Below are 25,987 nucleotides of genomic sequence, written 5' to 3' on the forward strand. Positions count from 1 at the left end.
GCATCGGCGCGGTTATCGGGCATTTTAGCGGAAACTGGCTGGCCGAGGCGAACACTTCGCCTGCGAAATTGACGCGGCCGGGCGGCCGCCCAGGGGCCATAACGGCCGGGCCGCGGTGCCGGTTCCGGGATCGGGAAATGGGGCCGAACGCCTCGCCACAGTCATTCCCGGGCGACGTGCAAGCGTCGAGCCCGGAATCGAGCGTGCGGCAGCGTTGGTGGACCAATGGATCTCTGATGCACAATTGCGCATCATAGGTCGCGTCTGGCGACGCCGCGGAATGACCTGTGGAAGCAGCAGCCCGGCTTAATCCGGCCGGACCATCTCGAACATGTTTTCCGGCTTGATCTCGAAATAGTCGCCGCGGCGCCCCGCGCGGACGATAGGGCGGGCGGCGGCGGTCTGGTAGACGCCGTCCTTGATCATGGCCTTGTCGATGTGGACGGCGACGACCTCGCCGAGCGTCAGCCAGGCGTCAGCCTCCTTGCCGTTGGCGCCCTTGAGACGAACGATGTCGGACACCTTGCATTCGAAGGCGACCGGGCTCTCGCCGACGCGCGGCACGTTGACAAGCTTGCCGGGCACGGCGGTCAGACCCGCGACCTCGAACTCGTCGACCTCGGGCGCGACATGCGCGGCGGTTGCGTTCATGTGCTTCGCCAGATCCATCGTGGCGAGATTCCAGACGAATTCGCCGGTCTGCTGGATGTTCTCGACCGTGTCCTTCCAATTGGTGGAGGAGAAGCCGATGATCGGCGGCACATAACAGAACGCATTGAAGAAGCTGTAGGGTGCGAGGTTGACGTGGCCCCTGGCGTCGCGCGAGGAGATCCAGCCGATCGGCCGCGGCGCGATAATAGCGTTGAAGGGATCGTGCTTGAGGCCGTGGCCCTTGGAGGGCTCGTAGAAGTAGGGGTCTTTGGCGGTCACGCTCTGTTTCCTTCCCGTCTTGCGAGCGGAACGAAGCAATGCAGAATCCCTCTGCGGAGACAGCCTGGATTGCTTCGCTACGCTCGCAATGACGGAGTGTGTTGGTCCGTCCTTGCCGTCATCCCTCCGTTAGGGTGGCGCGAAGCTGCTTATAGGAGGAAAGCCACCGCCCCGTCAGTGCCGCGGCGACAATCCCGCGATGACGAAATCGATCATCTGGTCGATGGTCGGGCCCGGCTTGGTGGCGCACTGGGCGATCATCTGGGGATGGAAGAAGCGCATCATTGCGGTGCAGGAGCAGAGCGCGGCCAATTGCAGGTCCGGTGCCTCGAACTCGCCGGCGGCGACGCCCTGCCCGATCATCTGGCCGATCATTCCGGCGATACATTCCATGTGGGTGACGCAGACGTCCCAGTCCTCCTGCATGGCGATTTCGACCATCTCATGCAGCTTATTGTCGCCGACATAGCGCTCGGTGTTCATGCGATGGATGGTGGTGAGCAGCTCGCGGAAGCGCTCCAGCACCGGACCGGGCCGCGCCACGATCCGCTGCGCCTCCAGCTCAACCTCGCCCATCAGCGAGCGGGCCACCGCCTGATGGATCGCCTTCTTCGATTCGAAGAAGCGATAGACATTGGCGGGGCTCATCCGCAGTTCTTTGGCGATGTCTCCGACCGTGGTCTTCTGGTAACCGATCTGGCGGAACAGCCGCTCGGCCACCTCGAGGATACGATCCCGGGTGTCGCTTTCGATATGTTCCGTAATCAGTGTCATCTGTCAGGACTCGTCAGTCAGCACTTCATCTCACTTATTCAGCCGCTTCAGCAAGCGGAATTGCGCGTGGCTCATCGCTCCCATGCTGCGGCGCGGCAGGCTGCTCGGGAGTACCAGCCTCATCTAGGCTCTTTCTGAACCAAAGCGCATAGAGGCCCGGCAGGTACAAGAGCGTGAGGAAGGTCGCGACGAACAAGCCGCCCATGATGGTGATCGCCATCGGGCCCCAGAAGGCCGAGCGCGACAGCGGGATCATGGCGAGAATCGCGGCGAGCGCCGTCAGCACCACCGGTCGGGCGCGGCGGACGGTGGCCTCGACAATCGCCTCGCGCCGGGTCAGGCCGTGCGAGACGTCGGTCTCGATCTGGTCGACGAGGATGACGGTGTTGCGCATGATCATGCCGGCAAGCGCGATCAGGCCGAGCAGCGCCACGAAGCCGAACGGGGCATTGGCGACATTGAGCCCGAGAGAGGCGCCGACGATGCCGAGTGGCGCCGTCAGGAACACCAGGATCAGGCGCGAGAAGCTCTGAAGCTGGAACATCAAGAGCGTCAGCATCACCATCACCATCAGCGGGAAGAGAATGAAGATCGAGGCGTTGCCCTTGGCGGATTCCTCGAAGGCGCCGCCCGGCTCGATCCGGTAGGCCGGCTCGAGGTGGTCCTTGATCGCCTTCAGCTTCGGCGTGATCTGGTTGGTGACGTCGGGCGCCTGCACGCCGTCGACCACGTCGGAGCGCACGGTGATCGCCATGTCGCGGTTGCGCCGCCACAAGATCGGCTCCTCGTGGGCATATTCGATCTTGGCGATCTGCTGCAGCGGCACGGCAACGCCGTTGCGCGAGGTAATCGTCAGGTCGCCGACACCGCCGAGATCGAGGCGTTCGGACGGCGCCGCGCGGGCGACCACGCCGACCTTCTCGATGCCGTCGCGCACGGTCGTGACCTGCGCGCCCGAGATCAGCATCGCCAGCGCCTGCGAGACGTCCTGCGGGGTCAGGCCCATGGCGCGGGCACGGTCCTGGTCGACGACGAGCTTGAGGTAAGGCGACTGCTCGTTCCAGTCGAGCTGGACGTCCTTGACGCTCCTGTTCTGCCGCATGACGTCGCGGACCTGGTAGGCGATCTCGCGCACCTTGTTGGCATCGGGGCCGATCACGCGGAACTGGACCGGGAAACCGACCGGCGGACCGAAATTGAAGCGGTCGACGCGCACGCGCGCCTCGGACAGGAAGCCCTCGGCAGCGGCGTTTTCGATCTTGGCTTTGATGCGCTCGCGCGCCTCGACGCCCTTGGCGACGATGACAACCTCGGCGAAGGCCTCGTTCGGCAGCTGCGGATTGAGGCCGAGCCAGAAGCGCGGCGAACCCTGGCCGACATAGGCGGTATAGGTCTCGATATCCTTGTCGTCCTTCAGCAGGGTCTCGGCCTTCTTCACCGCCTTCTCGGTGACGTTGAAGGCGGTGCCCTCCGGCAGGCGGAGCTGGAGGAACAGCTCGGGGCGCTCCGACAGCGGGAAGAACTGCTGCTGGACATGGCCGAACCCGACGATCGAGGCGACGAAAATTCCGACGGTCGCGACCACCACGGTGATGCGATGATTGACGCACCATTGCACGATGGCGCGCAGGCCGCGGTACATGCGGGTCTCGTAGACTGCGTGCGGATCGTGATTGTGGTGGACCTTCGTCTCCGGCAGCAGCATGGCGCCGATATAGGGCGTGAAGATCACCGCCACGAACCAGGAGGCGACCAGCGCGATCGCCACGATCCAGAAGATGCTGCCGGCATATTCGCCGACCGCGGAATTGGCAAAGCCGATGGGGAGGAAGCCAGCGGCCGTGACCAGCGTTCCCGTGAGCATCGGAAACGCAGTTGATTCCCAGGCAAAGGACGCCGCGCGCATGCGATCCCAGCCCTGCTCCATCTTCACCACCATCATTTCGACTGCGATGATGGCGTCGTCGACGAGCAGACCGAGCGCGATGATCAGCGCACCGAGCGTGATGCGGTGCAGGTCGAGCGACATCGTGTTCATGACAATGAAGACGATGCCGAGCACCAGCGGCACAGACAGCGCGACCACGATGCCGGTGCGCCAGCCCAGTGCCAAAAATGAGACGAACAGCACGATGACGAGCGCCTCCATGAAGGAGTGCACGAACTCGCCGACGGCGTGCTCGACCACCTTGGGCTGGTCGGCAATCAGCCTGACGTCGATGCCCTGCGGCACGGCCTTCATGAATTCGCTCGTCGCCTTCTCGACCTCCTTGCCGAGATCGAGGATGTTGGCGCCCTTGGCGGTGACGACGCCGATGCCGATCGCGGGCTTGCCTTCCTGGCGGACCACGAAGCTCGGCGGATCGACATAGCCATGGGTGACGGTGGCGATATCGCCGAGACGGAAGACGCGGCCGTTGCTCTCGACCGGCGTCTCGGCCACGGCCTTGGCGCCGTCGAGCGCGCCGGTGACGCGCAGCGGCACGCGCTGCGACGAGGTCTCGACTGTGCCGGCCGGCGTCACGTTGTTCTGCTTGGCGAGCGAATCGAACAGCGCTTGCGGCGTGATGCCGAGGGTGGCGAGCTTGGCGTGGCTGAACTCGACGAAGATGCGTTCGTCCTGATTGCCGTAGACGTCGACCTTGGTCACGCCGGGCACCTTCAGGAGGCGCTGACGGAATCCTTCCGAGACCTTCTTGAGCTGAGCATAGTCGGCGCCGTCGCCGGTCATCATGTAGAGGATGGAATCGACGTCGGAGAATTCGTCGTTGACGACGGGCCCGAGGATGCCGGACGGCAGCTGACCCTGCACGTCGACCAGCTTCTTGCGAAGGAGGTAGAAGAGATAGGGCACGTCCTTCGGCGGGGTGCTGTCGCGGAACGTCACCTGGAGCGCGGTGAAGGCGGGCTTGGAATAGGTCTGCACCTTCTCGAAATAGGGCAGCTCCTGGATCTTCTTCTCGATGGGATCGGCGACCTGGGTCTGCATCTCCTGCGCGGTCGCTCCCGGCCACATCACGGAGACGTTGACCACCTTCACCGTGAAGAACGGATCCTCGGCACGGCCGAGCTTCTCATAGGAGAAGAAGCCGGCGACGCCGAGCACGATCATCAGGAAGAGCACCAGCGTCGGATGGCTGACGGCCCAGGCCGAAAGGTTGAAGCGCTTCATCGCACTCTCCGAAAGACGATCCAGTTGCAAAAACGACAGCCGCTCTATTGAAGGCCTCATCGCGAGGCAGCGAAGCAATCCAGGGGGCTGGGCAGGTTCTGGATCGCTTCGCCGCTTCAGCCCTTGCATTTGCGCTCGGGCCGAAACTCACCTCGCAATGAGGAACTCGTAAACGTTCGTTAGAAGGACAGCGACGAGACGATCCGCACCCTCTGGCTCGGATCGAGCTTCTGCACGCCGAGGGCGACGATCTTGGCGCCCTCTTCGACACCACCGGTGATGACGACGTCGTTGCTCTCGTAGGACTTCACCGTCACCGGCCTCAGCGTAATCGCGCCGTTGTCGTCGACGACGTAGAAGGACGGCTTGCCGCCTTCGTTGAACAACGCCGACAGCGGCAGCCGGGCGACGCGCTCGGTGGCGGCGTCCGACAGCGTGAGCGTCGCGGTCATGCCGAGCGCGACCTTGTCGTCGGCTTCGGGCAGCGAGAATTTTGCCAGATAGGTGCGGGTTGCCGGATCGGCCGCCGGCGCGATCTCGCGCAGCTTGGCCGTGTACTTCTTGTTCGGCTCGGACCAAAGAGTGACGCTGGCGGCGCCCGACTTGGCGCGTCCGACCAGCGTCTCAGGGATGGCGACGACCGCTTCCTTTTCGGCAAAGCGGGCGACACGGATCGAGGCCTGGCCCGCGGCGACCACCTGGCCGGGCTCAATCAGCGTTGCGGTGACGACGCCACGGGCGTCGGCGTTGAGCGTCGCGTAGGAAAGGGAATTCTTGGTCAGCTCGACCGAGCGCTCGGCCCGATTCAGGCGCGCACGGGCCTCGTCAGCGGCGGCACGACTCTGGTCGAGCTGGGCATCGGTGGTCCAGCCCTTGGCCTTTAGGTCCTTGGCGCGCTGCTCGGCAGCGGCGGCCTGGGCCAGCACGCCGGTCGCGGCAGTCAACTCGGCAACGGCCTGCTCGGCCTGGAGCTTCAGATCGATCTCGTCGAGAGTCGCCAGCGGCTGTCCGATTTCGACGGTCTGGCCGACCTCGACCAGGCGCTTTGCGACCTTGCCGGCGACGCGAAAACCGAGATCGCTCTCGATCCGCGGCCGAATGGTCCCGACGAAGCTCCGCTCGGGCGTCTCGGCGTCATAATGGGCCGTTGCGACCAGAACCGGCCGCGGCGGCTCGGCCTTTTCGGCGATGGTGTCATTGCACCCAGCCAGTGCGGCGGCCATCAGGGCCAGCGACACACCCGCCAACAGCCTGGAATAGCTGGACAAAACCGACCGGACGAACATCGAAGGACACTCCTGCATCTCGAATGAGAGGAATGTCGATTAATCACTGACAAAAGTCAATAATCGTCAGTCATCAGGAATCCGTGATCGTTAAGGGCTGGTAAGGATTGTCCCCGTTGTCAGGAAGGTGCGATGGTAGGGCGGACAACGCGAGATGTCCGCCCTAGCTCGAAGAGCGAAGGCGGACGCGTGCCACCTCGACAGTCACAAGCGGGGAGATGGGCACCGCGTGCGAAGAGCACGCCTTGGCCCACTGCAGGTGCTCCCTCGCCGTTCCTATTCGGCGAACTCGTGCTTGCTGTCATGGCCGCCGACGAAGACCAGGAGGCCGGCGATCAGCGGCAAGACGGCGAGCACGAGCAGGCCGCTTGAGGTTTGGCCAGTTGCTTCCTTGACCCAACCGATCAGATAGGGCCCGCCGAAGCCGGCGAGGTTGCCGACCGAGTTGATCAGGGCGATCGCGCCGGCCGCCGCGGTGCCGGACAGCCAGGCGGTCGGCAAGGTCCAGAACACGCCGAAGCAGCAGAACACCCCAATGGCCGCCACCGTCAGCACAACCATCGTGAGGGCTGGATCGGTGAGATAAGAGGAGATGCCGAGCGCAACCGCGGTGAGCAGCAGCGGCGCGCCGACATGCATCACGCGCTCGCGTGTCGCATCCGAATGCCGCGCCCACAGCACCATCGCGATGGTGCCGAACAGATAGGGAATCGCGGTGACGAAGCCGGTCTGCGCGTTGGTGAGGCCGAACGCCTTGACGATCTGCGGCAGCCAGAACTGCATGCCATAGAGCGCGCCGACGAAGCCGAAATAGATCAGGCTGAGCGCGATCACCTTCGGCGACGACAACGCTTGGCCCAGCGATGGATGCTTCACCGCCTGCTTGATTGCGATCTCAGAATCGAGCTTGGCCTTGAGCCAGGCCTTCTGCTCGGCCGAGAGCCAATTCGCCTTCTCCGGCCTGTCGGTGAGATAGAACCAGGTGACGATGCCGAGCAGCACGGAAGGAATGCCTTCGATGATGAAAAGCCATTGCCAGCCCTTCAGCCCCATCAGGCCGTCGAGCCCGAGCAGGAGGCCCGAGACCGGCGCGCCGATCACGGTCGAGACCGGAACGGCGATGGCGAAGGCCGCGAGAAAGCGGGCGCGATATTCGGCCGGATACCAATAGGTGAGATAGAGGATGATGCCCGGGAAGAAGCCGGCCTCGGCGACGCCGAGCAGGAAGCGCAGGACGTAGAAGCTCGTGACGCCGCTGACCGCCGCCATCAGCGCAGAGATGATGCCCCAGGTCACCATGATGCGGGCGATCCAGCGGCTGGCACCGAATTTTTCCAGCGCGAGGTTGCTCGGCACCTCGAAGATGAAGTAGCCGATGAAGAAGATGCCGGCGCCCCAGGAGAAGATCAGCGGTGTGAACTTCAGCTCCGCATTCATGGTCAGCGCGGCGAAACCGAGATTGACGCGATCGAGATAGGAGAAGAAGTAGGCCAGCACCAGGAACGGAATCAGGCGCCATGAGATAGTGCGGATAGTCGAGGTCTCGATTTCCGACTTGGCTGCGCCGACGGAACCGGCATAGGTCGTGGTCTGGCTCATGGCTTCCCCCGTGTTGTTGCTTTTGTAGCTAAGAGGCGGTTTTGAGCATCGCGGGCAAAGAGTCAATGGAGCGAGCAATGCACGGAGCGCAGCCGGATAAACGCGTTGCGCTGCTGCGGACATCGCTGATCCGCGCCGGCCTCGCGTTTGCGGTGATCGTCTGCGGGCTGTCTCTGCGCTGGTACGGCTTTCCGCTCGGCCTGCCCGCCTTCGCCGTGAAGTACGGCGGCTCGCTGTTGTGGGCGACGATGGTGTTTCTGCTGGTCGGTCTTTTGCTGCCGCGGCTGACGCGGATGCAGATGGCAGCTATCGCGGTCGTGATCGCGGTCGTCGTGGAATTCTCCCGCCTGGTGCATACCCCTTGGCTTGACGCGTTCCGCCTGACCACCGCGGGCGCGCTGCTGCTCGGGCGCATCTTCTCGTTATGGAATTTGGTGGCTTACGTGATCGGCATTGTGTTCGGCGTCTGGCTGGATCGGCTTGTGGAAACGCGCAGCCTAGGCAACGGCTAGCCAGCCAGCCTCTTCCTGGTGGCGCGGAGAATCTCGTCTGACAATTTGGAATCGCTCACGGCGCGGGCGAGTACAACCGCTCCGACCAGAGAGGCCAGAGTCACGATCGCGTCCCCATCGCGCTTGCGTTGGCCGGCCCCCGCTCCCATGCGGGCGCTGAGCCATCCGATCATGCCACTCACGCCGGCGGTAAATCGCTCTCGCGCGCCTTGGCTCTGGCGGTGCATCTCAGAGCACAGGGCAGCAAAGGGGCAGCCGCTTCCCGGTTCATCCCGGTGCGCCACCGAGAGATATTCGGAAACATAATCGCCGACCGTGGTGGTTTCACGGAGTTCGCGTCCTTTGGAGACGATCGCTTCGGCGACCGCCTCTTCGATTAGCCGCTCCTTGGAGCCAAATTGGCTGTAAAGGCCGCCATGCGTCATGCCGGCGGCTTCGGTCAGCGCGTCGACGCTGACGCCGGAGATCCCGCGTTCCCGGATCAGGCGTGAGGCCGCCCTTAGAATTCGCTCGCGGTTGTCGGCCGCCTTCTCCTTAGAAACGCGCATGTCAGAAATCCCGAATCAGAGGTCTTGACAATTATAATTACGATCGTCATCTAATTCAAACATTACGATCGTCATCAAAACGTGACGGGCGCAGCGCCGATCACCAGGAGAAAGTCATGGCCAAGGTAAAGATTGCTCTCGTGACAGGCGCCTCGTCGGGCATCGGCGAAGCCACCGCGCAGCGGCTCGCAACAGCCGGTTATAGAGTTTACGGCACCAGCCGACGCGGAGTTCAGGCAGGCAAGCGGCCTTTCGAGATGCTGGCCCTCGACGTGACCAGCGACGAATCCGTCACAGCGGCCGTCAGCGAGGTGATCGGGCGCGAGGGTCGCATCGATCTACTCGTGAACAACGCCGGATTCGGCGTTGCCCCCGCCGGCGCGGAGGAGAGCTCGATCGAGCAGGCCCGCTCGATTTTCGAGACGAACTTCTTTGGGCTGATCCGGGTGACGCGCGCCGTCCTGCCGCAGATGCGCCGTCAGGGCAGCGGCCGCATCATCAACATCAGCTCCGTCCTTGGCTTTCTGCCGATGCCCTATGGAGCGCTCTATGCGGCGACCAAGCACGCCGTGGAAGGCTATTCGGAATCGCTTGACCACGAGCTGCGCACGCGGGGTATTAGGGTCTCCACCATCGAACCCGCCTACACGAAGACACCGTTCGACGCGAACTTCATCGAGCCGGACGTCAAGCTCGACGAGTATCGCGAAGCACGCGCGGCCGTGAGCAGGCGGGTGAACGAGGTCATGGCAACCGCCGAATCGCCGGATGTGGTCGCCGACACCGTATTGAAGGCGGCAAACGCGACGCATCCGAAAATTCGATACACAGCCGGCAAGCTCGCGAACCGCCTGCGACTTCTACGCAGGTTTGCGCCCGCCGGCCTGGTCGATGCCGGGATTCGAAAGGACCTCCGGCTTGATGCGGCTCAGCCGTCGCGGTCCGCTCGTCTCCCACGAGCTTTTTGACGGCGCGCGCGCCGCCGCTCCCGGCGCAGCATTCGCCCGTGCCCGAGGCATGAACTTCTTCATGGTGTTCCTGTTCGGCCTGCTGAGCCGCAAGATCATTCGCGGCGCTGGAAAACGCGGCGTCGAATATTCGTTCCTGTTTGTGCATCCGGACGGGGGGCAGCTCTCGCAGATCTCGGACATTCTCACGGCGGGCCACATTCGGCCGGTGATCGACAAGGTATTTCCGTTCGCGCAGGCAAAGGACGCCCTTGGTTATCTTGCGAAGGGCAGGGCCAAGGGAAAAGTCGTTGTCCAGATGAGGTGAGGCTCACTCCGCAAGCTGAAACCGCTCGAAGCGATCGAGCTCGTCCTCGATCTTGCCCTTGAGCTCCTTGCGGCCTGCAGTCTTCTTGCCCTCGCCGACCCAGGTCCATTTCTGCATCAAGAGCTTCTTGGCCTGCCGGTCCGTCTTGAGATCAAGCGCGGCGACGATCTCGTCGCCGACCAGCACGGGCAGCGCGAAATAGCCAAGCTTGCGCTTGGCCTTCGGCACATAGGCTTCGAACAGATGGTTGTAGCCGAAGATGAGATTGGTGCGCTTGCGCTGGATGATCAGCGGATCGAACGGCGACAGGATATGGACGAGATCGGGCGACGCCGCCGCGCCGGTGGACTCGAGCACCGCAGGCACCGCCCAATGCTCCTGCTTGCCCGCGCCTTCGATCGCGACAGGCACGAGCTCGCCGCGGCGCACGCGCGAGGCGATCAGCCCCGCCACCGCCTTCTTGCGCGGCGCATCGAGATGGCAGATCGAATCCAGACTGACCACACCCTGTGAGCGCAGCGCGCGGTCGAGCAGATAGGCCGTGATCTCCTTGGGCGAGGCCGGCTTCGGCAGCTTGTCCCAGCCAAAATGGCGCGTCGTCAGCTCATAGGTCTTGAGCATGCCCTGGCGCTCGCTGATGGTCACAGCCCCGGTATAGAAGGCAAGTTGCAAGGCCCGCTTCGACGGCTTGCGGCTCTGCCACAAATGTTCCTTCTCGACGAGCACGTCGTCCTCGATGTCGCGGATCGTGAGCGGACCGGCGCGCAGCAGCCGCATTACCTTGCGCGTGTCGGCCGGCTTCACCGAGTCGAACCATTTGTGCCCTTCGCGCCGGTGCTCGCGCATCGCCGGCAGGAAGAAGCGGAAGTCGCTCGCCGGCACGTAGGACAGCGCATGCGTCCAGTATTCGAACACACTTCGGTCGACGCTCTGGGCATGGCGAAGATCAGCGCGGCGGTAGGACGGGATGCGGCTGAACAGGATGTGGTGGTGGCAGCGCTCGATCACGTTGATGGTGTCGATCTGCACATAGCCGAGATGAGCGACCGCGTGCGCGACGGCCTGCGCGCCTTCGCCGAACGGGGTACGCTCGTCCAGCCGCTGGGCATGCAGCCAGATCTGCCGGGCCTGTGTCGTCGAGAGAGGGAGAGGCTTGGGAGCGCGGGACATTGCAGGATGCAATGTAGCGGGATTCGCGCTGAGGCAAACAAGACAGGCAAAGAAAACCGCGCTGCCATCTGCTGACAGCGCGATCTGTCAGCGAACTGCTCAAACTATTTCGCGCCCATCTTCTGCGCCTTCATGTAATGCATGCAGGCGCCGCGCATATTGCCTTTGCTCATCTCGGTGTTGGCCGCAGCCATTTCCTTGGCCATCGCCTGTTTGGCGGGCGAATCGACGGTTCCCATTGCGGTCATCGATTTGCCGATAGCCTCGCCTGTACAGGGTTGCATCTTTGCCGCAGAAGCCGGCGAGGCCGCGAACACCGCGAGCACAACAGCCGAAAGCAACATCTTCATCGAGTGTCTCCTCCGTAGAACAAAACCGGCGTCGTGCCGGCCAACGCAAGAGCCATTCTTCAGCGACAAGTTTTCAGGGAGAAGACATTTTCGTTGCTGCGCCGCAGCGATAGCCCCCCTTAGCGTGCGGCTTTTGGGCGCTCCCCGAGGCTGCCTGTAGCAGTATCCGGCTCGCAGGACGCCTTGCCGCGCCCCTCCGACTGGCAGCGATAGACGCTGCCAGTGAGACGATCGACCAGCCACATGTTATCGTCGGTCGGCGCTTCCAGTCCGACATAGCGGGAGGTCAGCCCCGTGATCAATGTCGACAGCAGGATCGCCACCGCGATCATCGCCGCGCCGATATAGATTGGCATTGAGCTCAGGGACACTGTCCGATCCGGCGGGCCGCTGCGATAGAACTGGTAGTCACGCTGGTAGTCACTTGGCCTCGGCACTGGACGGAACTCGCCTCCCTCGCGGACGAATTGTTGGATGATCAAAGCCTGCTAGGCGCGCATCTGGACGAATTCTTGTTCGTGGGCGGCCTTGGGGCGACGCCTTTGCGACGATCGGCGAATGCGGATGCCTGGAACGGCCAGAGAGCTGGTTCGGAGCAAGCCGGAACGAACACTGTGACCTCCGGCTCGTGATTTCGAATGTGACAAGGATCACATCAGGGCCTTTGAACCTTCCCTATGCTCGCAGCATCAAATCGCCATCAGGCGTAACAGCGAGGATACGACAATGACCCCTTTCGATAAATTTTTTGGACTGAAGGCGATTACTCTCTCGGCGGCCCTGTCGATGACGGCGAACCTTGCGCTGGCCGGCGACAACAACGTCTCCGCGGGCCAGATCCTGGATGCACTGAAGCCGAAGCCGGTGACCCGCGGCCTGTCCGTTGGGCCGCAGGCCGATACCACCGCGCAGGCCAAGGAATCGACGTTCCTCAACACCGTGCGCAACCGCTCGACCCGGTCGCTCTCGACCGGCGAGCGCGAGCAGATCGCCGAGCTCGCGGCCGCCAAACCGAAGATCGATCTGGAGATCCAGTTCGACTACAACTCGGCCGAGATCGCCAAGACCTCGGTGGCCTCGGTGCAGGCGCTCGGCAAAGCGCTGTCCGATCCGGCGCTCAAGGGTTCGACCTTCGTGGTCGCAGGCCACACCGACGCGACCGGTGGCGAGGAGTACAATCAAGGGCTCTCCGAGCGGCGCGCCGACACCATCAAGAAGTACCTGGTGCAGAACTACGGCCTGAACGGCGCCGATCTCGTCACTGTCGGTTACGGCGAGACCAAGCTGAAGGATGCCGCCAACGGCGCCGACCCAGTCAACCGCCGCGTCCAGGTCGTGAACATGGACACCAAGACCGCGTCGAAATGATCTCCTAGTTACGCGTGACGAAACGCGCCGCCTGCTGTAACCCGGCAGGCGGCGATGTCATATCCAGCTCTGGAACAGCATCAATCGGCCGAAGGTTCGCATTGAGCTGCCGACAAAGGCCGCGGAGATCGGCAGCAGGACTGCAAAGCCGGCGGCGGCGATGCCGATATAGGCCCACAGCAGCCAGTGCGGCAGTCCGTCCCGGCGCAGAACATAGACCAGCGCAAGCGACGCCGCGGTCGCGGCCGGCAGATAGTAGTAAATGAAGCCCAGCGTGCGTGGCAGCAGCGCCCAGGCGAGCCAGGGGCCGAAATAGAACGCCGCGATCAGGAACGCATCCCAGCGCCGCGCCACGATGAAATCGCGCAGCACGATCGCGAGCGCGAGCAGCGCCGGCCACAACACCAGCGGATTGCCGAGGAAGACGATCGCGGCGACGTTGTCCTCCGCCGTCTTGTCGAACAGGAACCAGACCGGGCGGGCGAGCAACGGCCAGGATGGCCACGCGCTCATATAGGTGTGGCCGGCGATCGCCGTTGTGGTGTTGTCGGCGAAGATTCGCCGCTGCGCCTCGACCAAATCCGGCAACGACAATCCGTACAGCGGAACGAAAGCGGCAAGATACGTCAACGCGGGCAGAAGGGCGAAGCAGAGCGCGGCATGCTGTACCCGAAAGCCGCGCCAGAGATCGGGCCGATACCAGTCGCTCGGCTTGGCGTCGGCGAACTGCGTGTGCCAGCCCTGCATCAGGCGAATCACCGCAACGATCATAACGCAGACGGCCAGTGGAAACAGGCCGCTCCATTTGCAGGCCGCAGCACAGCCGAACAGGCCGCCCGCGAGTGCGAACAGCGCATGCGGCCGCTCTCTTCGAAAACCATGCATGAAGGCGGCGGTCGCGAGCAGGCCGAAGCCGAGCGCAAAGATGTCGAGCATGGCGATGCGCGCCTGCACGTAGAGCATCTGGTTGCTGCCAGTGATCAGCGCGGCTGCGATCGCCGGCCCCTGCGCGGAGAACAGCGCAAGGCCGCACAGATAGATCGCGACCACCGCGAGCGCGCCGAACAAGGTCGCCGGATAGCGCCAGCCAAACGCGTTGTCGCCGAAGGCTGCGATCGATGCTGCGATCAGCTCCTTCGCCAGCGGCGGGTGCATCGGATTGAGCATCGGCTGCGACATCGCAGGCGTCAGCATCTGCCGCGCCGCCGGCACATAATGCACTTCGTCGAAGACGAACTTCTCCGGCGTCGAAAGACCGATCAGCAGCGCCAGATGAGCAACCAGGAAAATCGCGACAGCAATCACTGCGCTCCGCGACGCCTTTGGAACCGCGGACAATTCGAGCGTCGGCTGTGGAGATGTTGTGCGTGGCAAATTGGCGTCACCGCGGACAAAAAAGAGATCGCAGTTTCATTGAACGCATTCTGCCGCAACTGTCACTAAGCATAACGCAGGTCCACGCCGCTTGTGATAATTCCGCCACATCTTAAGCGCGCGCGATCCGGTACGATCAGGGACACATCGATCGGTTGCGAAATGAATTTGCGTTTCTGGCTTTTCCCCTCTCTGTTGTCGGCCGCATTGTGCGCTGGCCCTGGCGCGCAGGCGCAGACGCGCGTCGGCGAGGCCGTCGTGATCCAGAACGAAGTGGTGCGCGTGGCCGCGAGCACCACGCCCATCAATGTCGGCGACAGCATGCTGCGCGACGAGACCGTGCGCACCGGCGCCGACAGCGCGGCGCGCTTCGTCATGGCCGACAGCACCAATCTGTCACTGGGCCCGAGCGCGACGCTGAAGCTCGACCGCACCGTCTTCAACGACGAGCACAGCTATCGCGACGTCGCGATCCGCATGACCACCGGCGCATTCCGCTTCGTCACCGGACACTCCGACAAGACCGCCTACAAGATCACGACCCCGCTCGCAACCATCGGCGTACGCGGCACCACGCTCGACATCCTCTCGCAGCGTGGCCGATCCGTCGTCGTGCTTCAGGACGGCGCGGCCAGCGTCTGCACGAAGAGCTCCCAGTGCGTGCAGCTCACCCAGCCCGGCGACACCGCCATCATCACCTCCACCGGCGGCAAGGCCGGCATCACCAAGTCCAACACCTCGCCCTGGACGTTTGCCGCCAACTGCGCCGCGAATGCCGGGCTTTGCGCGGTCGACCAATATGCCGCCGCCTCGCCGACCATCACACCTGCCGTCCAAGACGACGGCGTGCTGTGCGGGCGGTGACAATGGCGAAACTCCGCTTCAAGCGCTTCGTCCGCGCCGGCGCGCTGGCCACCTTGGCTGCGCTTGCGTTTGTCGCGCTCGATATTCGACCGGCTGTAGCCCAGGCGGCGTGCGGATCCGAATGCGGTGAGCCGACGCCTTACCCGACCTATTCACCGTCCCCAACGCCCACATATTCTCCGTCACCATCGCCCTCCCCCTCGCCGAGCCCCTATCCGTCGCCCTCGCCGAGCCCGGATCCTGCGCCCGCTCCGAGCCCATCTCCATCTCCGAGCCCGACACCGACCGGCGCGGATTCCAGCGGCAATTCGATTCGCGGCCTCGCCAATCAGCGCTTCAACCAGATGATCACCAACCGTGTGCTCGGCACGGTGCTGCTCGGCGTCAACGAGCAGGTCAATTGCAGCGACTGCATCAGCGCGTTCGGCTCGGCCGGCTCGTTCTCCGCCGGCATCCACGGCCGCAAGGAGCTGACCAACAATCTGTCGCTGCTCGCCGGCATCGCCTACACGCACTACAACGAGGGCGGCTACAAGGTCACGAGCGCACCGATCGGGGCCTTCGCGCTACGTTATGACTTCACCGACTGGGGCTCGTCGCGCCCGTTCTTCGACGTCGGCACGATCCTGACGCCCTGGGAGAAGGCGCGCTACACACGCAGCTACGACACCAGCCTCGGGCCTGTGAGCGTGACCAGCTCAACCAACGCCTCGAACTACGCCGTCTATGGCCGTGCCGGCTGGATGAGGCGCCTGTCGCCGCGCGACGAGGTCGCGGCCTCCATCGAGGTCTGGCAGCTCTGGCAGCGGGTATCGGGCTACACCGACGGAGCAGTGGCTTTCAATCCGTTCGACGCCGCGATTGCGACCGGCACCGACCGCACCAGCCTGGTCAAGATCGGCGGCCAGTGGACCCATCTCTACGGCAGCAACATTGAGGCCAACATCAACGGCGGCTGGGTCCAGTCCTTTGCGAGCCACAGCGGCATCGTGGCGACCGTGACCGGCAACGGCGTGGTGGTCCCGACCATGGGCAACCAGGGCTGGTTCGAATATGGCGGCCGCCTCGGCTTCCGCGTGCAAAAGGGCTGGATCGTGGATCTGTTCGCCAACGGCACGCTGGGCCCGCAGCCGGTCGGCAATACCGTCCACGGCGGCGCGGGGCTGCGGATTAGTTATTGAGGCACAGCCTCGTAGGGTGGGCGAAGCGAAGTGCGCCCACCGCTTTTCTCTCGGCTTGAGAACGCTGGTGGGCACGGCGCGAATGCGCCTTTGCCCACCCTACGGCATCCGTCCGGCTCTCACGCCGCCGACTTGCCCTCGAACGCCTGACGGAGAACATCGACATCGAGCTTCACCATCTTCATCATGGCCTGCATGGCGCGTGCGGCCGCGGTCTTATCGGGGCTCGACAGGAATTCGAACATCACTTTCGGCACCACCTGCCAAGCCACGCCCCAGCGATCCCTGACCCAGCCGCACCGCTCTTCCTTGCCCCCATGCGCCAGGAACGCGCTCCAGACGCTGTCGACCTGGGCCTGGTCATCGCAATCGATCATCAGCGACAGCGCGTGGGTGTACTCCATTTTCATTCCGCCATTCAGCGCGACCAAGCGCTGTCCGCCGAGCGTGAACTCGACGACGAGCACCGAACCCTGCTTGCCGGAGGGGCCATCGGAGACGTTGCGTTGGACGTGCACGATCTTGGAATCGGGCAGCAGGGAGACGTAGAAATTGGCGGCTTCTTCAGCGTCGCCGTTGAACCACAGGCAGGGCGTGACCTTCGACATTTGAATGCTCCTGTTCGATCTTGGCGGGCTTGGATCAGGCAGTCGCCATGTCGGGCTGCAAGGGGGCCGCGGCGAGATCCATCCAGTTCACGCCCCACATATGGCCATCAGGATCCTCGAAACTGCGGCCGTACATGAAGCTGTATTCGTCCTTCGGACCGGGATCGGCCACCCCGCCCGCAGCCTCAGCCTTGCCGACGATATCGTCGACCTCGCTGCGGCTCTCCGCGGATAGGCAGAACAGGACCTGGTTCGAGGTCCTGGCATCCGCGATCGGCTTCGGCGTGAACTGACGGAATTTGTCGTGGGTCAGCAGCATGGCGAAAATGGTCTCGGAAAAGACCATGCAGCTCGCTGTCTCATCGCAGAATTGCGGATTCTTGACCGCGCCGATCGCCTCGTAGAAGGCAGTGGCGCGCCTGAGGTCGGTCACCGGCAGATTGACGAAGATCATCTTGGGCATCGGAAGCTCCTTGGCGGGGTTCCGCCCAAGGACGGACCAGCCGGCGGCCATCCGACATGGCTTCCTAATATTTTTTGACCTTCTCCTGCAAGGTTCCGTCGCTCCGAACCTCGCTCCTCCTCGGGCGCCTTACTTCTTCTCGTTGGGATCGCGGTGAACGGGGTCGATCCACAGCACGGTTTCGGGCTTCTCGACCGGCTCAATATCGAGATTGATCGCGACCGCTTCGCCGTCGCTGCGCACCAGCACGCATTCCAGCACCTCGTCGGGACTGGCGTTGATCTCCTGATGCGGGACGTAAGGCGGGACGAAAATGAAATCGCCAGGGCCTGCCTCCGCGGTGAATTGCAGACGCTCGCCCCAGCGCATTCGGGCCTTGCCCTTCACCACATAGATGACGCTTTCGAGATGGCCGTGGTGATGCGCGCCGGTCTTGGCGTCGGGCTTGATGCTCACCGTGCCCGCCCACAATTTCTGAGCGCCGACCCGCGCGAAATTGATCGCGGCCGCGCGGTCCATACCTGCCGTCGATGGCACATTCGTATCGAGCTGGTTGCCCGGGATGACGCGTACGCCGTCATGTTTCCAGCGATCCTCGTGATCCTGTGCATGGTGCGAATGCGTGTGGTCATGGCCGGTCATGGGACTGCTTTCCGTTGGTTCCTTACGCGCAAACTAACCCAAAGCCACGCCCGCGAGCCATAGCAAATTCGGAACCCTCGTAGTCATGAAACGTTGTCGTCGCGAGCAAACCCGAAGGAGAGAGTTTCATGGGCAGCACGACCGACAAGATCAAGGGCAATGCCAACGAGGCAATCGGCAAGGCCAAGCAGGGCATCGGCGAAGCCACCGGCTCGGAACGTATGAAGGGCGAAGGCGCAGTCCAGGAAGTGAAGGGCAAGGGCCAGCAGGCCATGGGCGATGCCAAGGACGCCGCGAAGGAGGCAATGGATCGTGCCGCCGCTGCGGCAAAGCGCGCCGCGGAGTAGCGCGTGCGTGGCTGAAAGCGAAAGACCGGCCGGAAGGCCGGTCTTTTTGTTTGTCTTGCTCAGCCAGCCGGGCGATCCGCAGCATCGAACCCGAGATCTCGAGATTCCGGGTCTGCTCCTTCGGACCATCCCGGAATGACGGCTGCGCCGTCACTTTACCGCGAGCAATTCCACGTCGAACATCAGCGTCGCGTTCGGCGGGATCACGCCGCCGGCACCGCGGGCGCCGTAGCCGAGTTGCGGCGGGATGATCAGCGTGCGCTTGCCGCCGACTTTCATCGAAGCGACGCCCTCGTCCCAGCCGGCGATGACGCGGCCCTTGCCGATCGGGAATTCGAATGGCTCGTTGCGGTCGACGGACGAGTCGAATTTCTTGCCCTTCTGGCCGTTCTCGTAGAGCCAGCCGGTATAGTGCATCACGCAGATCTGGCCCGCCTTGGGCGAAGCGCCAGTGCCGGCGACGCTGTCGATGATCTGCAAGCCTGAAGCTGTGGTCATGGTCTTTCCTGCGGTCTGGGCCGAGGCCGTGGTGGAAACGAAATGCGACACGCTGGCAATCACGGTGATCGCGAGTGCCGACATCAGGGCGAGGAGCGCGCGTTGGAAACGCTGCATGAGGCACCTTCCGTTTGAGGCGGGAGGTGTCTAGCGCAACGCCGATGAGGTTTCCACCCCTACACCTCGATATTTTCCAGCCGGACCGGGAGCTTGCGGATGCGCTGGCCGGTGGCGTGATAGATCGCGTTGCAGATCGCCGCATTGGTGCCGACATTGGCGAGCTCACCGAGACCCTTCACGCCTGCCGGGTTGATGTGATCGTCCTGCTCGGAGAGCAGGATGACCTCGACGCCGGGCACGTCCGCATTCACGGGCACGAGGTAATCGGCGAAGTTGTCGTTGACGTAGCGCGCATTGTGCTCGTCGATCTCGGTGGCCTCCAGCAGCGCCGACGACATGCCCCAGATCAGCCCGCCCATCAGCTGGCTGCGCGCGGTGCGCGGATTCATGATGCGGCCTGCCGCGAACGCGCCAACCAGACGGGGGCAGCGGATCTCATGCGTGAAGCGGTTGACGCGGACCTCGACGAACTCCGCACCGAACGCATAGGCGATCTGGTCTTTCATGGCGTGGCCGCCGACGAGACGCACCTGCCCGCTGTGCATGGCGCGGAAGGAATCCAGCGGCGCGCCATCCGGCTTCCACTCGCCATACTCCTCGACGACGCCGACACCGAGCGCGTCGAAGGCCTTCTCGAGGTCGAGCGGGCGGTCACCTTTCGCCGCCTGTGTGGCCGGTGTCTGGCCGATGCCTACGGTCTCCTTGGCCTTGTCCGTCAGGCTCTGGCTCGGCATCGCCGCCTTGAACAGGCGCTGGCGGATCTGATCGCACACCATCATAACCACGGAGCAGGTGCTGGCCGTCGAATTCGAGCCCCCGGCAACGGGCGCCGGCGGCAGATCGCTGTCGCCGATGAAGACCGCAACCTTCTCGAGCGGCACGCCGAGCCGCTCGGCGGCGGTCTGCGCGATGACGGTGTAGGCGCCGGTCCCGATCTCGTGGCCGGCGATCTCGACGCGGGTGCGGCCGTCGCGCTGGAGGCGCACGCGCGCGGCCGCCGGGCCCATCTGGGTCGGGTAGCACGTGGCGGCACAGCCATAGCCGATCAGCCAGTCGCCATCCGATATCGATTTCGGCTGAGGCGAGCGTTGCGCCCAGCCGAACGCCTTGGCGGCCTCGTCGAAACAGGCCATCAGCGAGCGCGACGTGTAGGGCTTGCCGCCAATCGGCTCAACGGTGGTATCATTGATACGGCGGAGCTCGACCGGATCCATGTTCAATTTCACCGCAAGCTCGTCCATCGCGCTCTCCAGCGCAAACAGATACGGCACCTCCGGTGGAGAACGCATGAAGCCGGGCGTGTTGCGGTCCGCGCGCACGATCGAGACGAGGCTGTCGACATTCGGACAGGCATAAAGCCGCGTCGTGGTCTTGGTGCCGCCGACGCAATAGGCGTCGGGGCGCGAAGAGATTTCGGCGCCCTCATGCTTTAAGGCCAGCAGCTTGCCATCACGGCTCGCCCCTAGCTTGATCTCGTGGCGGGTCTCGGCGCGATAGGTGGTGATGGTAAAGCCCTGGTCGCGGGTCGGGACCAGCTTGATCGGCCGGTTCAGGCGCTTCGCAATGGCGGCGATGATGGCGGTGCGCGGCGTCATCGAGCCGCGCGAGCCGAAGCCGCCGCCGACATAGGGATTGACCACACGGACCTTGTCGGCGTCGATGCCGAGCTGTTCGGCGACGCCATATTTCAGGCCGTAGACGAATTGGCTCGGCTCGTAGATGACGAGTTCGTCGCCCATCCAGGCGCAGCTCGTGGAGAACAGCTCCATCGGATTGTGATGCTGCGTCGGGGTGTCGTAGGACGCGGTCAGCTTGACCTCGGCCTCTTCGAACGCCTTTGCGAAGTTGCCGACCTTCGGGTCTTCCTTGAATTGGGCATTCTGTCCCTTCGCGGCCGCAATGGTCGTTCCGGGCGAGTCGAAGGTCGCGCTCGGCGCGGCGACTGTGTAGCTGACCTTGACGCGGTTGGCCGCCTCGCGCGCCGCCTCGTAGCTTTCGGCAATGACCACCGCGATGATCTGGCCATCATGGGCAATGTCGGCCGATTTCAGCGGCTGGATCGTCGTGCCTGCATAGCCGCCATTGCTGAAGAGCTTCGACTCCTTCAGCTTCGGCCCATTCTCGTGCGTGACGATGTCGATCACGCCGCGGACACGCTTGGCGTCATCGAGGTCGAAGCGATCGATTCGCCCCTTGGCGATGGCGCTGGTGACGAGAAACGCATAGGCGGGATCGGCGAGCGGCATGTCTGACGCATAGGTGGCGCGTCCCGTTACCTTTACGACGGCGTCATAGCGCGGCACGGGCTGGCCCATGTTTGTCTTCGGCTCGGGAGCAGCAGCAGTCATGATCAGATCTCCATTGTTACGGCCTGCTGGAGCGCGCGTGCCACCACGCGCTTGCCGAGCGCTATCTTGAAGCTGTTGTGCCGCCGCCCCTTGGCGTCTGCGAACGCAGCATCGGCGGCGCGTTGTGCGAGGGCTTCGTCGAATTTTTGTCCCTTGAGCAGCGCCTCCGCTTCGCGCGCTCGCCAGGGCACGGTTGCGACACCGCCGAGCGCGACGCGCGCATCCTTGATCGTGCCGTCCTGCACGTCGAGCGCGACTGCAGCCGAAGACAGCGCGAACTCGTAGGATTGGCGGTCGCGCGCCTTCAGATACACCGATCGCGGCCAGCGTCCGGGCACAGCAAAGGCCGAGATCAGCTCGCCGGGCTGAAGCGTGGTTTCGATATCTGGCGTACTGCCCGGCGCCTTGTGAAGCTGGGCGAACGGCATGCTGCGCGTGCCGGCCTTGCCCGTGATCTCGACCACGGCGTCGAGCGCGATCAGCGCCTGGGCGAAATCGCCGGGATAGGTCGCGATGCACTGGTCGGAGATTCCGAGCACGGCATGCATGCGGTTGACGCCGTCCATCGCGGCGCAACCGGAGCCGGGATGGCGCTTGTTGCAATTCTCGTAGGAGACATCGCGGAAATAGCTGCAACGCGTCCGCTGCATCACGTTGCCGCCGAGCGTCGCCATGTTGCGTAGCTGGGCGCTGGCGGCGAGCTTCAGCGAATTGGCAATTACCGGGTAGTTGCGCTGGATGCCGTCATGCGCGGCGACGTCGGACATCTTTGCGAGCGCGCCGAGCCGCAAATTGTCGCCATTTGACTCGATCGCCGACCAGCCGTGCGCGAGCGGATTGATATCGACGATCGCGGCCGGCCGCATCACATCCAGTTTCATCAGGTCGATCAGCGTGGTGCCGCCGGCGAGCGGCTGCGCAGCGGCCTGGGTCAGCGGATTGTTCGCGGCCGCGGCGGCGCTGAGCGCCTGCACGGCCATGTCAGGGTCTGTTGCCCTCTGATACGAAAACGGTCGCATGCGCCTAGCCTTTCATGATCTCGGGCGCGGCCTGCTTCACGGCGGCGACGATGTTGGGATAAGCGGCACAGCGACAGATATTGCCGCTCATATACTCGCGGATATCGGCCTCGCTGTTTGCATGGCCCTCCTTGACGCAGGCCACAGCGGACATGATCTGACCGGGCGTGCAATAGCCGCACTGGAATGCGTCGTTGTCGATGAAGGCCTGCTGCATCGGATGCAGGCGGTCGTCGGTGGCAAGCCCTTCGATCGTCGTGATCTCTTGCCCCTCGGCGGCGAGCGCAAGCGTCAGGCACGACACCACGCGCCGGTCGTCGATCAGCACCGTGCAGGCACCGCACTGGCCGTGATCGCAGCCCTTCTTGCTGCCGGTGAGCTTGAGGTGTTCGCGCAGCGCGTCGAGCACCGTGGTGCGGGGATCGATGCTCAGGCGCTTGTCCTTGCCGTTGACGTGGAGGGTGACCTCGACAGGAAGCGCCGGATCTTGTGCGACTGACGCGCTCGTATCCCCCGCGGCTGCGCGCGCCGTGATCGGAACAAACGCACTGCCGGCAGCGCCCACCATAAAGGCGCGCCGATCGAATGCGGATGCTTTGGAACTTGATTTATCGGACATGGACGGCCTCCACTGCTTCGAACCAAGCAGCACACGCCTGCACCGCTCATCGCCCCTTAACCTGAAGCCATGAGCTCCGTTCCGAACGAGAAAGGGCGACGCAGCAAATGCCGCGCCGCCCTTTGTCAACTTTTCCTGATCTTGCGGGGGAACCGCGCGGGCGCCTCAATAGCCCAGCGCACAACCGTCCTTGCGTGGATCGGAACCGCCGGTGAGCGTGCCCCTGTCCCAATCGATCCAGATCGCCTGGGCGCCGCCGAGCGGACCGACCACGCTGGTGGTCTTGTGGCCGAGCTTCTTCAGGCCTTCGACGATCGCGGCTGGCACGCTGTCCTCGAGCTGATATTGGCCCTCGTAGTGCAGGCCGCGCGGCATGTCGATCGCCTCCTGCACGTCGCAGCCATAGTCGAGGATGTTGGTCAGCACATGGGTCTGGCCGACCGGCTGATATTGTCCGCCCATCACCGCGAACGGCATCACGGACCGGCCGCCCTTGGTGAGCAGGCTCGGCATGATCGTGTGCAGCGGCCGTTTGCCGCCCGCGATGCAGTTGGGATGGCCCGGCTGGATGCGGAAGCCGCCGGCACGGTTCTGGAACAAGACGCCGGTCTTGTTCGAGACGATCGCCGAGCCGAAGGAATGCGCGATCGAGTTGATGAACGAGCAGACGTTGCGGTCCTTGTCCACCACCGTGATGTAGATGGTCGAGGGATTCATCGGCGGTGCGACGTTGGGCAGGTCGAGCATGCCGTCCATGCGGATCTTGGCGATGTGCTCGTCGCAGAATTCCTTGGCGAGGATCTTGGCGACTTCGATCTGCATGTGGTCGGGATCGGCGACATGCAACTCGCGATGCATGTAGGCGATGCGCGCGGCTTCCGCCTCGAGATGGAAACGCTCGACGCTGAGCGGTGCATATTTCTTCAGGTCAAACCGCGACAGGATGTTGAGCATCAGCAGCATAGTGAGGCCGGGTCCGTTCGGCGGGCACTGCCAGACGTCATAGCCCTTGTACATGGTGCCGATCGGCGTGGTCACTTCCGTCGTATGCGCGGCGAAATCGTCGAGCGTGTGCAGGCCGCCGATGCCCCTGAGGGTGTCGACCATGTCTTCCGCGATCGGGCCCTTATAGAAGGCGTCGCGACCATCCCTGGCGATCGCGCGTAGCGTCTTGCCGAGCTCCGGCTGGCGGATGAGGTCGCCGGCCACCGGCGGCTTTCCGCCCGGCAACAGGTAACGCACGGTGTTGGTGCCACCCTTCAGCTTCTCGAATTGGTTCTTGCAGTCGAAGGCGATGCGCGGCGCGACGACATAACCTTCTTCGGCCGCCTTGATCGCTGGCTGGAGCAGCCGGTCGAGGCCGAACTTGCCGTGATCGCGCAACACGGTGGCGAAGGCGTCGACCACGCCGGGAATCGACACCGCATGCGCCGAGGTCAGCGGCACGGCAGTGATTTTGCGCTCGAGATACCAGTCGGCGTTCGCCGCTTTCGGCGCGCGGCCGGAGCCGTTATAGGCGATGATCTTGCCCTCGCCCCGCGGCTGGATCAGCGCAAAGCAGTCGCCGCCGATGCCGGTCGATTGCGGCTCGATCACGCCAAGCAAGGCCGAGCCGGCGACCGCAGCGTCCACCGCCGCGCCGCCCTCGCGCAGCACCTCGATCGCGGCGAGCGAGGCCAGCGGATGCGAGGTCGCCACCATCGCGTTGGTGGCGTGGACCGTGGACCTGCCGGGGAAATGGAAGTTTCTCATGCGAATTCTTGCTTTCTTGGACGTCCGGCGCGACGGCGCGCCATCTCGGAAAAACCCGGCCTACATGGCATATTCCGGCCAGCCGGAGCAATGCTGGCATACCAATGAAATGGCTGCCATCCGCTGGGCGTATATGGACGGATCGCGGCTTTCAGCCATGGCGGGTTTTCCGGACGGCCGCCGCCTGCTAAACGAGCCGCCATGACTTACAAGGTCGCCGCCTTCTACCAATTCGCCGCCCTCCCGGATCACCGGGAGCTGCGCGAGCCGTTGCGTGCATTCTGTGCTGGCCTGGCCCTGAAGGGCAGCGTGCTGCTGGCCCAGGAGGGGGTCAACGGCACTGTCGCGGGCGCGCCGGAGGCGGTCGACGCTTTCGCTCACGAGCTCGCGCACGGCGACATGTTCGGCGGCAGGCTGGACAATCTCGAGCTCAAATTCTCGACGGCGGCGGCGATGCCGTTCCGCCGGCTCAAGGTGCGGCTGAAAAAGGAGATCGTCACGCTCGGCGATGCGGCCGCCGATCCGACCAAGAAGGTCGGCACGTATGTCGACGCCGCCGAATGGAATGCCTTGATCGCGGCACCCGACACGCTGCTGCTCGACACCCGCAACGCCTTCGAGGTGGCGATGGGCACGTTCGAGGGCGCGGTCGATCCCGGCATCAAGAGCTTTGGCCAGTTCAAGGACTTTGCCGCCGATCAGCTCGATCCGGCCAAGCACCGCAGGATCGCGATGTTCTGCACCGGCGGCATTCGCTGCGAGAAGGCCAGCGCGCATCTGCTCGCGCGCGGCTTTGCCGAGGTCTATCACCTCAAGGGCGGCATCCTGAGATATCTGGAAGAGGTGCCGGAGACGCAGAGCCGCTGGCGCGGCGAGTGCTTCGTGTTCGACGAGCGCGTCGCGCTCGGCCACGCTTTGCGCGAACTCGACAAGGGGCATGGCCGTGACGAATGAGATCAAGACGCTGAGCGAGCGCATCGACACATTGGAGATGCGCCTCAGCTATCAAGACGAGACCATCGAAACGCTGAACCAGACGATCACCGCACAGTGGAAGCAGATCGATGCGCTGACGCGGCAGATCGCGCAGCTCAGTGAACGGCTCCAGGATGCCGAGGCGAATGCGCCGGGGTCTGCCAACGAGCGCCCGCCGCATTATTGAAACGAT

Annotated in this window: 28 protein-coding genes; 10 read left to right on the forward strand and 18 right to left on the reverse strand. The window is 63.9% G+C overall.

Going from position 1 to position 25,987, the window contains the following annotated elements:
- Nucleotides 1–306: 306 nt before the first annotated feature.
- From IVA78_RS19415 to IVA78_RS19435, 5 genes are all read right to left on the reverse strand, one after another.
- Nucleotides 307–930 (reverse strand): flavin reductase family protein, encoded by a 624-nt coding sequence (locus IVA78_RS19415; protein WP_247279563.1) that lies wholly within the window; start codon nucleotides 928–930, stop codon nucleotides 307–309.
- Nucleotides 931–1,104: 174 nt separating this feature from the next.
- Nucleotides 1,105–1,704 carry a TetR/AcrR family transcriptional regulator gene (locus tag IVA78_RS19420; RefSeq protein ID WP_247279562.1) on the reverse strand — a complete coding sequence of 200 codons (600 nt, stop codon included), beginning with the start codon at nucleotides 1,702–1,704 and terminating at the stop codon, nucleotides 1,105–1,107.
- Nucleotides 1,705–1,738: 34 nt separating this feature from the next.
- Nucleotides 1,739–4,876, reverse strand: coding sequence for an efflux RND transporter permease subunit (locus IVA78_RS19425; RefSeq protein ID WP_247467059.1), 3,138 nt, complete (start codon nucleotides 4,874–4,876; stop codon nucleotides 1,739–1,741).
- Nucleotides 4,877–5,055: 179 nt separating this feature from the next.
- Complete coding sequence (locus tag IVA78_RS19430) at nucleotides 5,056–6,162, reverse strand: efflux RND transporter periplasmic adaptor subunit (RefSeq protein WP_247279560.1); 1,107 nt, start codon at nucleotides 6,160–6,162, stop codon at nucleotides 5,056–5,058.
- A 276-nt stretch (nucleotides 6,163–6,438) separates the two neighbouring features.
- Nucleotides 6,439–7,761, reverse strand: a complete 1,323-nt coding sequence (locus IVA78_RS19435) for an MFS transporter (protein WP_247279559.1) — start codon at nucleotides 7,759–7,761, stop codon at nucleotides 6,439–6,441.
- A 77-nt stretch (nucleotides 7,762–7,838) separates the two neighbouring features.
- On the opposite strand from IVA78_RS19435, the gene IVA78_RS19440 reads away from it, so the two are divergent.
- A complete protein-coding gene (locus tag IVA78_RS19440) occupies nucleotides 7,839–8,273 on the forward strand; it encodes a DUF2809 domain-containing protein (RefSeq protein WP_247279675.1) in 435 nt (144 codons plus the stop codon).
- On the opposite strand, the gene IVA78_RS19445 is transcribed toward IVA78_RS19440, so the two are convergent.
- Nucleotides 8,270–8,821 carry a TetR/AcrR family transcriptional regulator gene (locus IVA78_RS19445; protein ID WP_247467062.1) on the reverse strand — a complete coding sequence of 184 codons (552 nt, stop codon included), beginning with the start codon at nucleotides 8,819–8,821 and terminating at the stop codon, nucleotides 8,270–8,272. The two genes, IVA78_RS19440 and IVA78_RS19445, sit on opposite strands and share 4 nt — an antisense overlap.
- 116 nt (nucleotides 8,822–8,937) lie before the next feature.
- Here IVA78_RS19445 and IVA78_RS19450 point away from each other — a divergent pair, with 116 nt between their 5' ends.
- Together IVA78_RS19450 and IVA78_RS19455 are read left to right on the forward strand one after the other, a co-directional pair.
- Complete coding sequence (locus IVA78_RS19450; protein ID WP_247415726.1) at nucleotides 8,938–9,789, forward strand: oxidoreductase; 852 nt, start codon at nucleotides 8,938–8,940, stop codon at nucleotides 9,787–9,789.
- Nucleotides 9,790–9,850: 61 nt separating this feature from the next.
- Nucleotides 9,851–10,096 (forward strand): zinc-binding dehydrogenase, encoded by a 246-nt coding sequence (locus tag IVA78_RS19455; protein ID WP_247300952.1) that lies wholly within the window; start codon nucleotides 9,851–9,853, stop codon nucleotides 10,094–10,096.
- Nucleotides 10,097–10,099: 3 nt separating this feature from the next.
- Here the strand turns inward: IVA78_RS19455 and IVA78_RS19460 are convergent, their stop codons facing one another.
- From IVA78_RS19460 to IVA78_RS19470, 3 genes are all read right to left on the reverse strand, one after another.
- Nucleotides 10,100–11,266 carry a crosslink repair DNA glycosylase YcaQ family protein gene (locus IVA78_RS19460; protein ID WP_247467064.1) on the reverse strand — a complete coding sequence of 389 codons (1,167 nt, stop codon included), beginning with the start codon at nucleotides 11,264–11,266 and terminating at the stop codon, nucleotides 10,100–10,102.
- 104 nt (nucleotides 11,267–11,370) lie between these two features.
- Nucleotides 11,371–11,616: a hypothetical protein gene (locus IVA78_RS19465; RefSeq protein ID WP_247279554.1), complete on the reverse strand. Its 246-nt coding sequence runs from the start codon at nucleotides 11,614–11,616 to the stop codon at nucleotides 11,371–11,373.
- A 119-nt stretch (nucleotides 11,617–11,735) separates the two neighbouring features.
- Nucleotides 11,736–11,972 (reverse strand): hypothetical protein, encoded by a 237-nt coding sequence (locus tag IVA78_RS19470; RefSeq protein WP_247279553.1) that lies wholly within the window; start codon nucleotides 11,970–11,972, stop codon nucleotides 11,736–11,738.
- A 370-nt stretch (nucleotides 11,973–12,342) separates the two neighbouring features.
- Here IVA78_RS19470 and IVA78_RS19475 point away from each other — a divergent pair, with 370 nt between their 5' ends.
- Nucleotides 12,343–12,984, forward strand: a complete 642-nt coding sequence (locus tag IVA78_RS19475; protein ID WP_247467067.1) for an OmpA family protein — start codon at nucleotides 12,343–12,345, stop codon at nucleotides 12,982–12,984.
- 57 nt (nucleotides 12,985–13,041) lie between these two features.
- Here IVA78_RS19475 and IVA78_RS19480 read toward each other — a convergent pair whose 3' ends face one another.
- Nucleotides 13,042–14,322, reverse strand: a complete 1,281-nt coding sequence (locus tag IVA78_RS19480; protein ID WP_247467070.1) for a phospholipid carrier-dependent glycosyltransferase — start codon at nucleotides 14,320–14,322, stop codon at nucleotides 13,042–13,044.
- A 198-nt stretch (nucleotides 14,323–14,520) separates the two neighbouring features.
- Between IVA78_RS19480 and IVA78_RS19485 the strand changes: the two genes are divergently transcribed.
- Together IVA78_RS19485 and IVA78_RS19490 are read left to right on the forward strand one after the other, a co-directional pair.
- Entirely contained in the window at nucleotides 14,521–15,222 is a 702-nt protein-coding gene (locus tag IVA78_RS19485; protein ID WP_247467073.1) for a FecR family protein, read from the forward strand.
- 2 nt (nucleotides 15,223–15,224) lie between these two features.
- Nucleotides 15,225–16,403, forward strand: coding sequence for a hypothetical protein (locus IVA78_RS19490; protein WP_247467076.1), 1,179 nt, complete (start codon nucleotides 15,225–15,227; stop codon nucleotides 16,401–16,403).
- A 119-nt stretch (nucleotides 16,404–16,522) separates the two neighbouring features.
- On the opposite strand, the gene IVA78_RS19495 is transcribed toward IVA78_RS19490, so the two are convergent.
- From IVA78_RS19495 to IVA78_RS19505, 3 genes are all read right to left on the reverse strand, one after another.
- Nucleotides 16,523–17,011, reverse strand: a complete 489-nt coding sequence (locus tag IVA78_RS19495) for a VOC family protein (RefSeq protein WP_247467079.1) — start codon at nucleotides 17,009–17,011, stop codon at nucleotides 16,523–16,525.
- Between the two features lie 34 nt (nucleotides 17,012–17,045).
- Nucleotides 17,046–17,474, reverse strand: coding sequence for a VOC family protein (locus tag IVA78_RS19500; RefSeq protein WP_247415742.1), 429 nt, complete (start codon nucleotides 17,472–17,474; stop codon nucleotides 17,046–17,048).
- A gap of 129 nt (nucleotides 17,475–17,603) precedes the next feature.
- Complete coding sequence (locus tag IVA78_RS19505; RefSeq protein ID WP_247279546.1) at nucleotides 17,604–18,116, reverse strand: cupin domain-containing protein; 513 nt, start codon at nucleotides 18,114–18,116, stop codon at nucleotides 17,604–17,606.
- Between the two features lie 128 nt (nucleotides 18,117–18,244).
- On the opposite strand from IVA78_RS19505, the gene IVA78_RS19510 reads away from it, so the two are divergent.
- Nucleotides 18,245–18,463 carry a CsbD family protein gene (locus IVA78_RS19510; protein WP_247279545.1) on the forward strand — a complete coding sequence of 73 codons (219 nt, stop codon included), beginning with the start codon at nucleotides 18,245–18,247 and terminating at the stop codon, nucleotides 18,461–18,463.
- Between the two features lie 150 nt (nucleotides 18,464–18,613).
- Here the strand turns inward: IVA78_RS19510 and IVA78_RS19515 are convergent, their stop codons facing one another.
- From IVA78_RS19515 to ggt, 5 genes are all read right to left on the reverse strand, one after another.
- A complete protein-coding gene (locus tag IVA78_RS19515) occupies nucleotides 18,614–19,078 on the reverse strand; it encodes an FKBP-type peptidyl-prolyl cis-trans isomerase (RefSeq protein WP_247279544.1) in 465 nt (154 codons plus the stop codon).
- A 59-nt stretch (nucleotides 19,079–19,137) separates the two neighbouring features.
- Complete coding sequence (locus tag IVA78_RS19520) at nucleotides 19,138–21,429, reverse strand: xanthine dehydrogenase family protein molybdopterin-binding subunit (protein WP_247467081.1); 2,292 nt, start codon at nucleotides 21,427–21,429, stop codon at nucleotides 19,138–19,140.
- Between the two features lie 2 nt (nucleotides 21,430–21,431).
- A complete protein-coding gene (locus IVA78_RS19525) occupies nucleotides 21,432–22,448 on the reverse strand; it encodes a xanthine dehydrogenase family protein subunit M (protein WP_247467084.1) in 1,017 nt (338 codons plus the stop codon).
- 4 nt (nucleotides 22,449–22,452) lie between these two features.
- Complete coding sequence (locus tag IVA78_RS19530) at nucleotides 22,453–23,016, reverse strand: (2Fe-2S)-binding protein (RefSeq protein WP_247467344.1); 564 nt, start codon at nucleotides 23,014–23,016, stop codon at nucleotides 22,453–22,455.
- A gap of 216 nt (nucleotides 23,017–23,232) precedes the next feature.
- On the reverse strand, nucleotides 23,233–24,819 hold the full coding sequence (ggt, locus tag IVA78_RS19535; protein WP_247467087.1) for a gamma-glutamyltransferase: 1,587 nt from the start codon (nucleotides 24,817–24,819) through the stop codon (nucleotides 23,233–23,235).
- On the opposite strand from ggt, the gene IVA78_RS19540 reads away from it, so the two are divergent.
- The 3 genes from IVA78_RS19540 to IVA78_RS19550 are packed head-to-tail and all read left to right on the forward strand — an operon-like array spanning nucleotide 24,818 to nucleotide 25,981.
- Nucleotides 24,818–25,024 (forward strand): hypothetical protein, encoded by a 207-nt coding sequence (locus IVA78_RS19540; protein WP_247467089.1) that lies wholly within the window; start codon nucleotides 24,818–24,820, stop codon nucleotides 25,022–25,024. The genes ggt and IVA78_RS19540 overlap by 2 nt on opposite strands.
- Nucleotides 25,021–25,773 (forward strand): rhodanese-related sulfurtransferase, encoded by a 753-nt coding sequence (locus tag IVA78_RS19545; RefSeq protein ID WP_247467091.1) that lies wholly within the window; start codon nucleotides 25,021–25,023, stop codon nucleotides 25,771–25,773. Before IVA78_RS19540 ends, IVA78_RS19545 begins: the two co-directional genes overlap by 4 nt.
- Nucleotides 25,763–25,981, forward strand: a complete 219-nt coding sequence (locus IVA78_RS19550; RefSeq protein ID WP_247467347.1) for a SlyX family protein — start codon at nucleotides 25,763–25,765, stop codon at nucleotides 25,979–25,981. Before IVA78_RS19545 ends, IVA78_RS19550 begins: the two co-directional genes overlap by 11 nt.
- The last annotated feature ends 6 nt before the right edge of the window (nucleotides 25,982–25,987 follow it).

It is taken from the genome of Bradyrhizobium sp. 137, from assembly GCF_023074095.1.
Classification (GTDB): Bacteria; Pseudomonadota; Alphaproteobacteria; order Rhizobiales; family Xanthobacteraceae; genus Bradyrhizobium.

Excerpts from the sequence above, each read along its gene's own strand:
- IVA78_RS19420 (WP_247279562.1), bottom strand. The coding sequence starts at position 1,704 with ATGACACTGATTACGGAACATATCGAAAGCGACACCCGGGATCGTATC.
- IVA78_RS19425 (WP_247467059.1), bottom strand. The coding sequence starts at position 4,876 with ATGAAGCGCTTCAACCTTTCGGCCTGGGCCGTCAGCCATCCGACGCTG.
- IVA78_RS19430 (WP_247279560.1), bottom strand. The coding sequence starts at position 6,162 with ATGTTCGTCCGGTCGGTTTTGTCCAGCTATTCCAGGCTGTTGGCGGGT.
- IVA78_RS19435 (WP_247279559.1), bottom strand. The coding sequence starts at position 7,761 with ATGAGCCAGACCACGACCTATGCCGGTTCCGTCGGCGCAGCCAAGTCG.
- IVA78_RS19440 (WP_247279675.1), top strand. The coding sequence starts at position 7,839 with ATGCACGGAGCGCAGCCGGATAAACGCGTTGCGCTGCTGCGGACATCG.
- IVA78_RS19445 (WP_247467062.1), bottom strand. The coding sequence starts at position 8,821 with ATGCGCGTTTCTAAGGAGAAGGCGGCCGACAACCGCGAGCGAATTCTA.
- IVA78_RS19450 (WP_247415726.1), top strand. The coding sequence starts at position 8,938 with ATGGCCAAGGTAAAGATTGCTCTCGTGACAGGCGCCTCGTCGGGCATC.
- IVA78_RS19455 (WP_247300952.1), top strand. The coding sequence starts at position 9,851 with ATGGTGTTCCTGTTCGGCCTGCTGAGCCGCAAGATCATTCGCGGCGCT.
- IVA78_RS19460 (WP_247467064.1), bottom strand. The coding sequence starts at position 11,266 with ATGTCCCGCGCTCCCAAGCCTCTCCCTCTCTCGACGACACAGGCCCGG.
- IVA78_RS19465 (WP_247279554.1), bottom strand. The coding sequence starts at position 11,616 with ATGAAGATGTTGCTTTCGGCTGTTGTGCTCGCGGTGTTCGCGGCCTCG.
- IVA78_RS19470 (WP_247279553.1), bottom strand. The coding sequence starts at position 11,972 with ATGCCAATCTATATCGGCGCGGCGATGATCGCGGTGGCGATCCTGCTG.
- IVA78_RS19475 (WP_247467067.1), top strand. The coding sequence starts at position 12,343 with ATGACCCCTTTCGATAAATTTTTTGGACTGAAGGCGATTACTCTCTCG.
- IVA78_RS19485 (WP_247467073.1), top strand. The coding sequence starts at position 14,521 with ATGAATTTGCGTTTCTGGCTTTTCCCCTCTCTGTTGTCGGCCGCATTG.
- IVA78_RS19490 (WP_247467076.1), top strand. The coding sequence starts at position 15,225 with ATGGCGAAACTCCGCTTCAAGCGCTTCGTCCGCGCCGGCGCGCTGGCC.
- IVA78_RS19495 (WP_247467079.1), bottom strand. The coding sequence starts at position 17,011 with ATGTCGAAGGTCACGCCCTGCCTGTGGTTCAACGGCGACGCTGAAGAA.
- IVA78_RS19500 (WP_247415742.1), bottom strand. The coding sequence starts at position 17,474 with ATGCCCAAGATGATCTTCGTCAATCTGCCGGTGACCGACCTCAGGCGC.
- IVA78_RS19505 (WP_247279546.1), bottom strand. The coding sequence starts at position 18,116 with ATGACCGGCCATGACCACACGCATTCGCACCATGCACAGGATCACGAG.
- IVA78_RS19510 (WP_247279545.1), top strand. The coding sequence starts at position 18,245 with ATGGGCAGCACGACCGACAAGATCAAGGGCAATGCCAACGAGGCAATC.
- IVA78_RS19515 (WP_247279544.1), bottom strand. The coding sequence starts at position 19,078 with ATGCAGCGTTTCCAACGCGCGCTCCTCGCCCTGATGTCGGCACTCGCG.
- IVA78_RS19520 (WP_247467081.1), bottom strand. The coding sequence starts at position 21,429 with ATGACTGCTGCTGCTCCCGAGCCGAAGACAAACATGGGCCAGCCCGTG.
- IVA78_RS19525 (WP_247467084.1), bottom strand. The coding sequence starts at position 22,448 with ATGCGACCGTTTTCGTATCAGAGGGCAACAGACCCTGACATGGCCGTG.
- IVA78_RS19530 (WP_247467344.1), bottom strand. The coding sequence starts at position 23,016 with ATGGTGGGCGCTGCCGGCAGTGCGTTTGTTCCGATCACGGCGCGCGCA.
- IVA78_RS19540 (WP_247467089.1), top strand. The coding sequence starts at position 24,818 with ATGCGAATTCTTGCTTTCTTGGACGTCCGGCGCGACGGCGCGCCATCT.
- ggt (WP_247467087.1), bottom strand. The coding sequence starts at position 24,819 with ATGAGAAACTTCCATTTCCCCGGCAGGTCCACGGTCCACGCCACCAAC.
- IVA78_RS19545 (WP_247467091.1), top strand. The coding sequence starts at position 25,021 with ATGACTTACAAGGTCGCCGCCTTCTACCAATTCGCCGCCCTCCCGGAT.